This window comes from Microbacterium sp. (assembly GCF_051860965.1).
Classification (GTDB): domain Bacteria; phylum Actinomycetota; class Actinomycetes; order Actinomycetales; family Microbacteriaceae; genus Microbacterium.
This window is the reverse complement of the sequence record NZ_JBIMKU010000008.1, coordinates 121769-134779: the sequence shown is the minus strand read 5'-3', so window position 1 is coordinate 134779 and position 13011 is coordinate 121769. Positions and strand designations below refer to the sequence as shown.

Annotated in this window: 10 protein-coding genes; 6 read left to right on the top strand and 4 right to left on the bottom strand. The window is 69.2% G+C overall.

Annotated features, from left to right (window positions below; genetic code table 11):
• Positions 1-16: 16 nt before the first annotated feature.
• Together ACTIFV_RS15720 and ACTIFV_RS15715 are read left to right on the top strand one after the other, a co-directional pair.
• Positions 17-994, top strand: a complete 978-nt coding sequence (locus ACTIFV_RS15720; protein ID WP_439593739.1) for a PLP-dependent cysteine synthase family protein — start codon at positions 17-19, stop codon at positions 992-994.
• Positions 991-2133: a cystathionine gamma-synthase gene (locus tag ACTIFV_RS15715; RefSeq protein WP_439593738.1), complete on the top strand. Its 1143-nt coding sequence runs from the start codon at positions 991-993 to the stop codon at positions 2131-2133. Before ACTIFV_RS15720 ends, ACTIFV_RS15715 begins: the two co-directional genes overlap by 4 nt.
• Before the next feature lie 6 nt (positions 2134-2139).
• Here ACTIFV_RS15715 and ACTIFV_RS15710 read toward each other — a convergent pair whose 3' ends face one another.
• The gene (locus tag ACTIFV_RS15710) at positions 2140-3150 is read right to left on the bottom strand and encodes a LacI family DNA-binding transcriptional regulator (protein WP_439593737.1); all 1011 of its coding nucleotides are present in this window, start codon (positions 3148-3150) and stop codon (positions 2140-2142) included.
• A gap of 161 nt (positions 3151-3311) precedes the next feature.
• Here ACTIFV_RS15710 and ACTIFV_RS15705 point away from each other — a divergent pair, with 161 nt between their 5' ends.
• From ACTIFV_RS15705 to rhaS, 4 genes are read left to right on the top strand one after another with little or no spacing between them, the layout of a single operon-like run.
• Positions 3312-4841, top strand: a complete 1530-nt coding sequence (locus ACTIFV_RS15705; protein ID WP_439593736.1) for a sugar ABC transporter ATP-binding protein — start codon at positions 3312-3314, stop codon at positions 4839-4841.
• Positions 4838-5878: an ABC transporter permease gene (locus tag ACTIFV_RS15700; RefSeq protein WP_439593735.1), complete on the top strand. Its 1041-nt coding sequence runs from the start codon at positions 4838-4840 to the stop codon at positions 5876-5878. Before ACTIFV_RS15705 ends, ACTIFV_RS15700 begins: the two co-directional genes overlap by 4 nt.
• Positions 5875-6942, top strand: coding sequence for an ABC transporter permease (locus tag ACTIFV_RS15695; RefSeq protein ID WP_439593734.1), 1068 nt, complete (start codon positions 5875-5877; stop codon positions 6940-6942). The genes ACTIFV_RS15700 and ACTIFV_RS15695 overlap by 4 nt, the downstream gene beginning before the upstream one ends.
• Positions 6943-6985: 43 nt before the next feature.
• Entirely contained in the window at positions 6986-8032 is a 1047-nt protein-coding gene (gene rhaS, locus ACTIFV_RS15690; RefSeq protein ID WP_439593825.1) for a rhamnose ABC transporter substrate-binding protein, read from the top strand.
• Positions 8033-8081: 49 nt separating this feature from the next.
• Here rhaS and ACTIFV_RS15685 read toward each other — a convergent pair whose 3' ends face one another.
• The 3 genes from ACTIFV_RS15685 to ACTIFV_RS15675 form a co-directional block, all read right to left on the bottom strand.
• Positions 8082-9695, bottom strand: coding sequence for an L-lactate permease (locus ACTIFV_RS15685; protein WP_439593733.1), 1614 nt, complete (start codon positions 9693-9695; stop codon positions 8082-8084).
• Between the two features lie 89 nt (positions 9696-9784).
• The gene (locus ACTIFV_RS15680) at positions 9785-11293 is read right to left on the bottom strand and encodes a leucyl aminopeptidase (protein WP_439593732.1); all 1509 of its coding nucleotides are present in this window, start codon (positions 11291-11293) and stop codon (positions 9785-9787) included.
• Positions 11290-12984, bottom strand: a complete 1695-nt coding sequence (locus ACTIFV_RS15675) for an MFS transporter (protein WP_439593731.1) — start codon at positions 12982-12984, stop codon at positions 11290-11292. The genes ACTIFV_RS15680 and ACTIFV_RS15675 overlap by 4 nt, the downstream gene beginning before the upstream one ends.
• Positions 12985-13011 lie beyond the last annotated feature (27 nt).

Sequence of the window (13011 nt, the reverse complement as noted above, 5' to 3'; positions counted from 1 at the left end):
ATCCAAGGACCATCCCGTGCGTTACGCCCGCAGCGTCGCCGACCTCGTCGGCAACACTCCTCTCGTCCAGCTCACCCGCGTGACCGACGGCATCGCCGCGACCGTCCTCGCGAAGGTCGAGTACTTCAACCCCGGCAGCTCCTCGAAGGACCGGATCGCCCGCAACATCATCGATGCGGCCGAGCGCGAGGGACTGCTGAAGCCCGGTGGCACGATCGTCGAGCCGACCAGCGGCAACACCGGCGTCGGCCTCGCGCTCGTCGCCCTCGAACGCGGATACCGCATGGTCTTCGTCGTCCCCGACAAGTTCGCGGGCGAGAAGGTCGCGGTGCTGAAGGCCTACGGCGCCGAGGTCGTCATGACCGACACGAGCGTGCCGCCCGAGGACCCGCGCTCGTACTACAGCGTCTCGGACCGCCTCGCACGCGAGATCCCGGGGGCCTTCAAGCCGAACCAGTTCGCGAACCAGAACGGCCCGCGTGGGCACTACGAGTCGACCGGCCCCGAGATCTGGCGCGACACCGACGGCCGCATCACCCACTTCGTCGCGGGAGTCGGCACGGGCGGCACGATCACCGGCACGGGGCGCTACCTGCGCGAGGCCGGCGACGTGACGATCGTGGGCGTCGATCCCGTCGGCTCGATCTACTCGGGCGGCGATCTCCACGGCTACAAGATCGAGGGGGTCGGCGAGGACTTCTGGCCCGAGACCTTCGACCCCGCCGTCGTGCACGCGTGGGAGCGCGTCGACGACGCGGAGGCGTTCGCGATGACCCGCCGCCTCGCCCGCGAGGAGGGCCTCCTCGTCGGCGGCTCGAGCGGCATGGCCGTCGTCGGGGCGCTGCGCGTCGCGCGCGACCTGCCGGCCGATGCGGTCGTCGTCGTGCTCCTGCCCGACCACGGCCGCGGCTACCTCAGCAAGATCTACGACGACGACTGGATGCGGGCCAACGGCTTCGACATCGACACCCCTTCGGAAGGACACAGCGCATGACCGGCTTCGACACGAACGCGGTGCACGCGGGCCAGGAGTTCGACCCCACGACGGGTGCAGTCATCCCGCCCGTGCACTTCTCCTCGACGTATGCCCAGGACGGCATCGGGGGCCTGCGCGGCGGCTACGAATACGGCCGCAGCGCCAACCCGACCCGCTCGGCGTTCCAGACGCAGCTGGCCGCTCTCGAGGGCGGCGCGCACGGCATCTCGTTCGCGTCCGGTCTCGCGGCGGAGGACGCGCTGCTGCGCGCCGTGCTCGAGCCGGGCGACGAGGTGCTGCTCGGCAACGACGTGTACGGCGGCACCTACCGGCTGATCGCGCGGATCCTGGGTCCGTGGGGGGTGAAGCTGCGGGTCGTGGAGATGAGCGACCTCGCGGCGGTCGAGGCCGCGCTCGCCGAGAGCCCCGCGAAGATCCTCTGGGTCGAGACGCCCAGCAACCCGCTTCTCAAGGTCAGCGACATCGCGGGCCTCTCGCGACTCGGTCGCGCGGCCGGAGCCCTCGTGGTCGTCGACAACACCTTCGCCTCGCCCGCGCTGCAGCAGCCGATCTCGCTCGGCGCCGACGTCGTGGTGCACTCGACGACGAAGTACCTCGGCGGACACTCCGACGTCGTCGGCGGCGCGGTCGTGCTCAACGACGACGCGCTCGCCGAGAAGGTGCGCTTCCTGCAGTTCGCCGCCGGCGGCGTCTCGGGCCCGATGGACGCGTGGCTCACGACGCGGGGCATCAAGACGCTGGGGATCCGGATGCAGCGGCACAGCGAGAACGGACAGGCGGTCGCCGAGCACCTGGTCGCGCACCCGAAGGTCGCCCAGGTCTACTACCCCGGCCTGGCGACGCATCCCGGACACGACATCGCCGCGCGGCAGATGGCGGGCTTCGGGGGGATCGTCTCGGTGGCGCTGACGGATGCCGCGGCCGCCCGCCGCTTCGCCGAGTCCACGCAGCTCTTCACGCTCGCGGAGTCGCTCGGCGGCGTCGAGTCGCTCGTGAACTACCCCGATGCCATGACGCACGCCTCGGTGCGCGGCACCGAGCTCGCGGTACCCGAAGAGGTCGTGCGCCTCTCGGTGGGGATCGAGTCGATCGACGACCTCATCGCCGACCTGGACCAGGCGCTCGGAGCGCTCTGACGCGGATCAGCGGCCGGCTGTCGAGGCCCGCACGACGAGCTCGGGGGGGAAGACCGTCTGACGAGGGATCGAGTCGGGGTCGGATGCCTCTTCCAAGACGATCCGCAGCGCCGTGCGACCGATCATGCGGCTGGGCTGGCGGATCGACGAGAGCGGCACGGCGGCGGCGCCCGCGAAGGGGATGTCGTCGAAGCCGATGATCGCGATGTCGTCGGGCACGACGGCGCGGCCGTCGACGACGAGCGACTGCAGCAGGCCCAGGGCGAGCAGATCGTTCGCGGCGAAGAGTGCATCGGGCCAGTCGCGGCGCGGGCGCGACAGGATCCGCGCGCCGGCGGCCGTGCCCTCTTCCACTGTCATCGCCGCCGTCGCCACGACCTCGAGGTCGACGTGCGCTGACGCGTTCTCGGCGGCCGCGCGGGCGCCGGCGAGGCGGTCGGTGACCTGTCGCATGTCGAACGGACCGCCGACGAAGGCGATGCGGCGCCGGCCGGTCGCGATCAGGTGGTCGACGGCGAGGCGCCCGCCCGCGACGCTGTCGACCGAGACGGAGGAGAAGCGACCGTCGCCGCTGAACCGGTCGACGAGGACCGCCGCGATCCCACCGGCCTTGAGCTGGCGAAGGCGCGGGGTGACGTCGCCGTAGGGTGCGATGAGCAGGCCGCGGACCTGCTGCTCCTGGAACAGGTCGAGGTACATGCGCTCGCGCGTCGGATCCTCATCCGTGTTGCCGTAGAGGATCGCGATGCTGTGGCGCGTCGCTTCGTCCTCGGCGCCGCGCACGACGTCGTTGTAGAACGGGTTCTGACCGTCGAGGACGACGAACCCGACCGTCGTCGACACGCCGGCCCGGAGTTTGCGGGCCGCGTCGTTGCGCACGTAGCCGAGCTCCTCGATCGCGCGCGTGACGCGATCGACCGAGTCGGACGAGACCTCGTCGGGGCGGTTCAGGACGTTCGAGACCGTGCCCACCGATACGCCCGCGCGCTGCGCGACGTCACGGATGCTGACCGGCACGGCATCCTCCATCCCTCATCGGATCACGATTCGGTCACTGTCGGCCTTCGACTTGACCACCACTGTCGGCGCTCCTAGAGTAGCCTGAAATCAACCTGAATCGATTCACCGGTTTTCAACGGATCGTTTCATCCGCACAAACCTCAACGAGGAGGAGCCCCGTGGCTCTCGATGCAGATCCGCAGCCCGAAGCGGCGCATGCGCTCGAGCTCCGACGCGTCGTCAAGTCGTTCGGACCCGTCGTCGCCCTCCGCTCGGGCAACCTGACACTCGACCGCGGCTCGATCCATGCGCTGATCGGCGAGAACGGCGCGGGCAAGTCGACGCTCGTCAAGATCATCGCCGGGCTCTACCGCCGCGACTCGGGGGAGTTCCTCCTCGACGGCGAGTCCGTCGACTTCACGACCACGGCGCAGTCGAAGGCATCCGGGATCGCGGTCATCTATCAGGAGCCGACGCTGTTCCCGGACCTGTCGGTGACCGAGAACATCTTCATGGGTCGCCAGCCCACCAATCGCATCGGTCGCATCGACCGCAAGGCCATGCGCACCGAGGCCGCCGAGATTTTCCAGCGCCTGGGCGTCGGGCTGGACCCCGACCGCATCACCGAGGGTCTCTCGATCGCCGATCAGCAGATCATCGAGATCGCGAAGGCCATCTCGCTCGACGCGCGCGTGCTCATCATGGACGAGCCGACCGCCGCGCTCTCGGGCGTCGAGGTCGAGCGGCTCTTCGCCGTCGCGCGCAGCCTGCGCGACGAGGGCCGCGCGCTGCTGTTCATCTCGCACCGCTTCGACGAGGTCTTCGCCCTGTGCGACACCGTCACCGTCATGCGCGACGGCTCGTACGTCGACACGACGCCGATCGCCGACACCACCGTCGACGAGCTCGTGCGCCAGATGGTCGGCCGCGACGTGACCGAGCTCTTCCCCAAGCTCCCCGCCGAGGTCGGCGACGTCGTCCTGTCGGTCGAGGGACTCACGCGCAAGGGCGTCTTCCGCGACATCACCTTCGACCTCCGCGCCGGCGAGATCGTCGGGCTGGCAGGACTCGTGGGTGCGGGCCGCAGCGAGGTCGCTCGTGCGATCTTCGGTGTCGACCCGTACGAATCGGGTTCCGTCATCCTCCACGGCAAGGCGCTCCCCAAGGGCAATCCGCGGCTCGCGACGAGCCGCGGCATCGCGCTCGTTCCCGAGGACCGCCGCAAGCAGGGTCTCGTGCTCGACGACGGCGTCTCGCGCAACATCACGCTCGCGATCCGGCAGAAGCTCGCCAAGTGGGGTCTCATCTGGAACGACCTCGAGAACGAGGCCGCGCAGGTGTGGGCGAGTCGTCTCGAAGTGAAGACCGCGGCGCTGGATGCCGAGACCGGCACGCTCTCGGGCGGCAACCAGCAGAAGGTCGTGCTGGGCAAGTGGCTCGCCACCGAGCCGACGGTGCTCATCGTCGACGAGCCCACCCGTGGCATCGACGTCGGCACGAAGTCCGAAGTCCACCGCCTGCTGAGCGAGCTCGCGCAGCAGGGCCTCGCGATCCTCATGATCTCGTCCGAACTCCCGGAGGTCCTCGGCATGGCCGACCGTGTCCTGGTCATGCGCGAAGGTCGCCTCACGGGCGAATTCCCGCGCGAAGAGGCGACGCCCGAAGCCGTGATGTACGCAGCGACCGCGGATGCGGAGGCCGCAGCATGAGCGCGACCACGACGACACCGGTCGCGCCCGGCACCAGCAGCGCCGCGCGCATCGTGCGCAGCATCGCGACAGCGCGCGAGACGGGCATCGGCATCGCGCTGGTGATCGTGATCATCGCCGCGACCGCCGCGAACCCCACGTTCCTCTTCTCGAACGACGGCTTCCGCGACCTGCTCCTGACGCCGTCGCTGCTGCTCCTGGTCGCCGTCGGTCAGGCGATCGTCATCATCACGCGCAACGTCGACCTCTCGGTCGGATCGATCGTCGGACTCACGGCGTACTTCACGGGTCGCCTGTTCATCGACATCGAGGGCATCCCGATCATCTTCGTGTTCCTCGGCGGCGTCGTGCTCGGCGGTCTGCTCGGGGCGATCAACGGCCTGCTCGTCGCGTGGGCGAAGGTCCCCGCGCTCGTCATCACGCTCGGCACGATGTACGTCTATCGCGGCATCAACGTCGCGTGGACGGGGTCGGACCGCATCAATGCGTCGGATCTCCCGAAGGAGTTCCGCGGTCTCGGCACCGATCAGCTGCTCGGCATCCCCGTTCTCACGATCATCGCGGTGGTCGTGCTCATCGCCGCCGCCTGGTACCTGCGGAACATCCGCGCCGGACGCGAGTTCTACGCGATCGGCTCGGACCCTGCCGCGGCCCACCTCTACGGCCTGAAGGTCAACCGACGCATCATCACGGCGTTCGTCGTCTCGGGGGCGCTCTCGGGCCTCGCCGGCGTCCTCTACGCCGCGCGATACGGAACCGTGAGCTCGGCCGCCGGCTTCGGATGGGAGCTGCAGGCGATCGGCGCGGCGGTCATCGGCGGCGTCGCGATCTCGGGCGGCGTCGGAACGGTGTGGGGCGCGGCCATCGGCGCGTTCCTCCTGCTCACGATCAACCGCGCGCTGCCCATCCTCGGCATCGACGACTTCTGGCAGCGGGCTGTCGTGGGCGTCCTGATCCTCGGCTCGATCGTGCTCGACCGCGTCCTGGCGGTCAGACAGCATCGACGACTCATCGCACAGAGGGAGGAGGGCCGATGAGCGCCACCGTCATCGACACCGTTCCGGGTCGCCAGTACCAGGCGCACGCGCGACCCGCGTGGCGTCGCATCCTGCTCACGCGCGAGATGGCGATCATCGCGATCCTCGTCCTGGTCGTGGTCGTCTCTCTCGCGACGGTCCGCAACTTCGACAGCCCGCTCACCGTCACGTACCTGCTGCGGGACATCGCGCCGATCCTGCTGATCGCCCTCCCGATGACCCTCATCATCATCACCGAGGAGATCGACCTCTCGGTCGCCTCGATCGTGGGCCTGTCGTCGGTCATGACCGGCATCCTGACGCAGGCCGGGCTTCCGTTCCCCGTCGCCGCCGTGCTCGCGATCCTCGTCGGCACCGTCGCGGGGGCCTTCAACGGCTTCCTGGTCACCGTCGTCGGCCTTCCGTCCCTCGCCGTCACGATCGGCACGCTCGCGCTGTTCCGCGGCATCGCGGTGGGGCTTCTCGGAACGACCGCCATCACCGACTTCCCCGAGGAATGGACGGATCTCGCGAAGGCGAACATCCCGGGCACGCCGATCCCCGCCATCATGATCCCGTTCGTCGTCCTCGCGATCGTCTTCGCCGTGCTCCTGCACTTCACGCCGTTCGGACGCTCGCTCTACGCGATCGGCCTCAACAAGGAGGCGGCGCAGTTCTCGGGCATCGACGTGGGGCGCACGAAGTTCCTGCTCTTCGTCATGAGCGGAGCGGTCTCGGGCTTCGCCGGGGTCTACTTCACGCTGCTCTACTCCAACGCTCGCGGCGACAACGCGATGGGCATGGAGCTGCAGGTCATCGCCGCCGTCCTGCTCGGCGGCGTCTCGATCTTCGGCGGCCGCGGGGCCCTGCACGGCGTCATCGCGGGCGTGCTGCTCATCGGAACTCTCGGCAGCGCTCTGCGCCTGGCCGGCGTCACGAGCGACATCATCAACGTCATCACGGGAGTGCTCCTCATCCTCTCCGTGGTCTCGGCAAGTCTCCTCGCATGGGTCCACCGACGTCGGTCGGCGGCCATCGGGAAGCGAAGGGGACGACGCGCAGCCGCGTCCGGCCCGACCCAGTAACACCACACCCGCGAGATCCCTCGCACCAAGGAAGGAAACAATGATGTTCGGAATGAAGCGCACGCGGCGTGCTGGTGTCGTCGCCGCGGTTGCTCTGGGCGTGGCTCTCGTCGCGGCCGGATGCTCGAGCTCGGGCGGCGACGCCGGTGGCGACGCGGGCGAGGACGGCGGCGACGCCAACCTGTCGATCACGATGCTGCCCAAGAACCTGGGCAACCCCTACTTCGACACCTCCACCGGCGGCGCCGAGGAGGCGACCGAGGAGTTCGGCGGCACGTTCGAAGAGGTCGGCCCGTCGGAGGCGTCGCCCACCTCGCAGGTGCAGTACATCCAGACCGCGGCGCAGCAGGGCGCGGGCGGTCTCATCGTGTCGGCGAACGACCCCGAGGCCATCTGCGACGCGCTCGACGAGGCCCGTTCGGCGGGCGTCAAGGTCGTCACGTTCGACTCCGACACCAACCCCGACTGCCGCGACCTGTTCATCAACCAGGCGACCGCCGAGGGCATCGCCAAGATCCAGGTCGACCTCATCGCCGAGCAGATCGGCGACGCGGGTCAGGTCGCCGTCCTGTCGGCTTCGGCCAACGCAACCAACCAGAACGCGTGGATCGAGACGATGAAGGAGCTCCTCGCATCCGATCACCCCGACATCGAGCTCGTCGAGGTCGCGTACGGCGACGACGACGACCAGACGTCGTTCGACAAGACCGCGGCTCTGCTGCAGACGTACCCCGAGCTCAAGGGCATCATCTCGCCCACGACGGTCGGCATCTCGGCGGCCGCGCGCTACCTCTCGACGTCGGAGTACAAGGGCAAGGTCGCGCTGACCGGTCTCGGCACGCCGAACCAGATGCGCGAGTACGTCGAGGACGGCACCGTCACGGCGTTCGCCCTGTGGAACCCGGCCGACCTCGGCTACCTGGCCGCGTGGGCGACGCAGGCGCTCATCACTGGTGAGATCACGGGCGCAGAGGGCGACTCGTTCGAGGCCGGCAAGCTCGGTTCGTTCGAGGTCGGTGCCGACGGCGCCGTCCTGCTCGGCGACCCGTACGTGTTCGACGCCGACAACATCGGAGACTTCGACTTCTGAGCCGTCGTCACCTCGAGCGCCCGGTCTGCTTCGGCAGGCCGGGCGCTCCCTATGAAGGAAGCACCAAGGACAGCGCGAACACCCAGATGCAGATGAACACCAGCATCCCGAGACTGTATTTGATGGATGCCCGCAGGATCTCGCTCTCGCGTCCGACGAGCCCGACGGCGCCGGCGGCGATCGCGATCGACTGCGGCGAGACGACCTTGGCGACCGCGCCGCCCGCGGTGTTCGCGGCGACGAGCAGGGTCGGATCGACGCCGATCTGCTGAGCCGTGATCGTCTGCAGATGCGCGAACAGCGTGTTGTTGTTGACGACCGACCCGGTGATGAAGACGCCGAACCACCCGATGACGGGCGAGAAGAGCGGGAAGAGGATCCCGACGGCGGCGAGAGCGTTGCCGATGGATGCCGAGCCTCCCGAGTAGTTCGCGATGTTGGCGACCACCAGGATCAGGGCGATCAGGATGATGGGGCGCCACAGCTCCCGGATCGTCGCGGAGAGCTGCGCCCACAGATCGTGCGCCTTCAACTGCGGCGTCGTGAAGAACGTGATGAGCACGGCGATGAGGATGGCGGTGCCGGTCGCGTTGACCGGGGTGAACGCCCAGGTCGTAGCGACCGCATCCGTTGCGCCGGCGGGCACGACGACGCCCGTGATGCCCGGGATCGGCACGGCGAACACCAGCCACGACAGTGCGCCGTCCGGGGCGAAGAGCGCCTTGAACCACGGGATCGACCACACGAAGATGACCGCGGTCAGGATGTAGAACGGGCTCCAGGCGACGACGACGTCGCCGAAGTCGTACTTCTTCGGCTTCGGGGCGACACCGCCGTCTTCGCGGTAGATGCGCTTCGGCCTCCAGACGCGACCGACCATGAAGATCACGACCATGCCCACGAGTCCGGGCAGGATGTCGGCGAGCTCGGGTCCGAGGAAGACCAGGATCCCCGCCTGCACGGCGCTGAACGCGACGCTCACGGCGAGGGTGACGGGCCACGTCTCGCGCACCCCCCGCCAGCCGTCGAGGATCAGGACGAGGATGAACGGCACGGCGAGCGTCAGTCCCTGCAGGACGAGCACCATGTCCACGGTGAGGTCCATGAGCTCGACATCGCCGACCTGAGCGCCGACGATGACCGGGATGCCGATCGCCCCGTAAGCGCCCGCGGCGACGTTGGCGACGAGGCAGAGCATGGCGGCCTTGACCGGCCCGAAGCCGAGCTGCACGAGGAGCGCGGCGCAGATCGCGATCGGCACGCCGAAGCCCGCCGCGCCCTCGAGGAAGGCGCCGAAGCAGAAGCTGATGAGCAGCACCTGGATGCGCTGATCGGGCGAGATGCCCGAGATGCTCGCCCGGATCACCTCGAATCGGCCGCTGGCCACCGCGAGCTTGTAGAGCCAGACGGCCATGACGATGATGTACGCGATCGGCCAGATCGCGGTGAGGACGCCCAGCAGGCCCGCCCCCGCGATCGAGCCGATCGGCATCCCGAACGGCCAGATCGCCACGACGACCTCGAGGCCGACGGCGATCAGGGCGGCAGTGATGCCCTTGAGCTTGAAGACGACGAGACAGAGCAGGAACACCAGGATCGGGACGACGGCGATCAAGGCCGAGAGCCAGAGCTGCCCCGTCGGATCGATGGACTGCTCCCACATGCCGTTGCCCCCGCTCGCCGATGTCGCTCGCGGTCACCCTATCGACGCGGACGCGCCGATCGCCACTGTCGGGCCGAGGGTGTGCGGTGTCAGGCCGTGAACGATCGAGCCAGCTCGAGCAGAGTGCGCGCGCCGAAGCCCGTCGCCCCCGCCGATCGCCATGAGTCGTCCTTGTCGGTCTGCATCGTGCCGGCGATGTCGAGGTGGGCCCACGGGGTCTCGCCGACGAAGCTGTCGAGGAAGAGGGCGGCCGTCGTCGCCCCCGCGTACTTGCCGCCGAGGTTCGAGATGTCGGCGACGTCGGAGTCGAGCTGCGACCTGTACTTGCGCTCGAGGGGCAGGCGCCACAGCGGCTCGTCCATCGCCGCCGAGGCCGTGAGCGCCAGGTCTGCCATGCGGTCGTCGTTGGCGAAGACGGGCGCCGTCGCCTGGCCGAGCGCCATGAGCGCCGCGCCCGTCAGCGTCGCGATGTCGACGATCGCGTCGACACCCTCCTCGTTGGCGAGGACGAGGGCGTCCATCATGACGAGCCGGCCCTCGGCATCCGTGTTCTTCACCTCCACCGTGGTGCCGCCGCGCGCGACGAGCACGTCGCCGAGCTTGTACGACGAACCGGACGGCATGTTGTCGGTGCACATGAGCCAGCCGGTGACCTTCGCGTCGACGCCGAGGTCGCGCATGCCGGCGAAGGCGCCGAGCACCGCCGCCGCGCCGCCCATGTCCATCTTCATGAGCAGATGCATCGGGTCGGACGGCTTGAGGCTGATGCCACCCGAGTCGTACATGATGCCCTTGCCGACCAGCCCCAGGTGACCCGTCGCCTCGCCCTGCGGCAGGTAGGTGAGCTTGATCATGCGCGGCTCTTCGACCGAGCCCTGGTTGACGCCGAGCAGGCCGCCGCAGCCCAGCTGGATCAGCGCAGCCTTGTCGAACAGCTCGACCTCGAAGCCGAAGCGCGCACCGAGCGCCTCGGCGGCGGCACCCATGTCGGTGGCCGTCAGATGGCCCGGAGGCGTGTTCGCGAGATCGCGGGCGACGATCGCCGCTCGCGCGGAGGCCAGAGCGGCCGACGCGCCGTTGACGACGGCCGAGGCATCCGGTCCCGGCAGTTCGAGCGCGAGCTCGGCGAGCGGCGTGTGCTTCGATGTCGTCTTGAGCGCCCGATAGCGATACCGCGCGAGGGCGACGCCCTCGACGATCGCGCGTGCCGTCACGACCGGGTCCGCCGCGGACTGCCCCACGACGAGCGCGATGCGCGAGCGCCGCGAGGCCGCGCGCGCGAATGCCGCGGCGAGGTCGCGCAGGGCCGCCGTGTCGAGCGCGGTCGCCTCGCCGGCCCCCACCGCGATGAGGTCGGGACCCGACGGCGTCGGGATGACGAGGGTCTGGCCGATCTTGGGGTCGAAGCCCGCCCGCGTGAGAGCGTCGCGATCGAGACCGAGCGCCGCCGGAACGTCGCCGTCGGCGAAGACCGTGTAGCCGACCGCTTCGTCGGCGTCGCTCGGGCGCCGCGCGGTCACGGTGAGGCCGGCGAGATCGCGCAGTCCCGGGAGACTGTCGAAGCCCTCGGGGCTGAGCTCGTCGGTCTGGCCGTTCATGCCTTCGTCTCCTCGTCCATGGCCGCTTCGGGGTTGAGCGGCACGTCGTCGTCGATGTCGTCGTTGTCATCGGGCTCGAGCTTCTCGGGGAGCTCGCCGGCGATGCGGCCGGGCATGCGGGTCGCGGGCACGATCGCGAGCAGGGCGAGGCCGGCCAGTCCGAGCAGCGAGACCTTGAGCGCCTGCAGACGCGCCTCTTCGTTGATCGCGATCGCCGCCACGACCTCGGCATCGGTCGCCGTCGTGCCGGCGAGCACCGACTCGAGCTGGTCGTTGGTGAGGAAGTCCGCCTCGTTGATGTTGACCTGGCTGATGAGCTCGGACGAGATCTCGGGATGCTCGTCCGCCGCCGTCGCGAGCGTCGAGGCGAGCAGTCCCACGGCGAACGCGCTGGCGACGGCGATGCCGACCGAGCCCGACAGATTGTGGACGAGACCGCGCCACGCCCCGACGTCGCCTGCCAGCTGCTTGGGCGCCGACGAGAGGAGCGTGTTGAAGACGAGCGCGACGATCGACCCCTGGCCGAGGCCCAGCAGGATGAGGCCCACGACGATGAAGAGCTGCCCCCACTCGCCGCGGATCGTGAACGCGATGAGGGTCAGCGCTCCCGCGACCACGACGAATCCGACCGCGCCGAGCACGCGCGGCGGGGCGATCCGGTAGAGGTAGGCGACGAAGGTCGACGCGAGGAAGATCGAGATCGTGTACGGGATGATCGAGAACGAGGTCTGTATGCCGCTGAGCCCCTGCACGACCTGCATGTAGAGCGGGATGAGGAAGTTCGCGGCGGTGCCGACGAACAGCATGATCGCCATGCACGCGGTGATCGCGAGTTCCTTGCTCGAGGCGAGGACGCGAAGGTCGAAGATGCGCGAGAGATGCGCGCGCTGGCGCCTGCCGATCCAGACGAAGAACACCTGCCCCACGATGAGGCCCAGGATGATCAGGATCGGCGCCGGCGAGATGCCGAGCACCGTGAACGGCGCCTGCGCCGTCGCCTCCCACACCCCCCACGAGTTGAGGCCCGAGAAGCCGAAGCTGAGCAGGATGATCGCGCCCGCCGCGAGGAACGCGCCCGTCCAGTCGATCTTGAGGTCGGGCTGAGCCGGGACCTTGCGCACGCCGAAGCTCAGGAGGAGGTTGATCGCCCCGAGGGCGACCATGAGCACGAACGACCAGCGCCAGCCGATCGTCTCGGCGAACCATCCCGCGATGAGGAGGGCCAGGACGCCCGCGAGGGGGATCGCGGCCGCGAGCAGGCCGATGGCCTTCGCCTGACGATCGCCGTGGTAGTTCGTCGCGATGAACACCGTGAGCGCCGGGGCGATGAGCGCGATGACGGCGCCGGATGACGCCTGGGCGATGAAGAGCATCGCAGGCGACACGCTGAGGGCGACCCCGAGCATGGCGAGCGCGTGGATCGCGACGGCGATCTGGAAGACCCGGCGAGTGCCGAAACGGGATCCCACCTTGGCTCCGAGCAGGATGAAGGCGGCCATCGCGAACGTGCCCGCCGTGATCGCCGTGCCCACCGACGTGGCCGGCGTATCGAGGTCGGTCGTGATCCCGGCCATCGAGACGGTGAGCGCGTTGACGGCGAAGGACGCCTGCACCTGCGTGAGCACGACGACGATGAGGGGCAGCCACGACGCTGTGACCGCGGCGTCCGTTCCGGCAACTCGCTGATCCATCCCACGACCTTTCCCCAGCGCTGACGC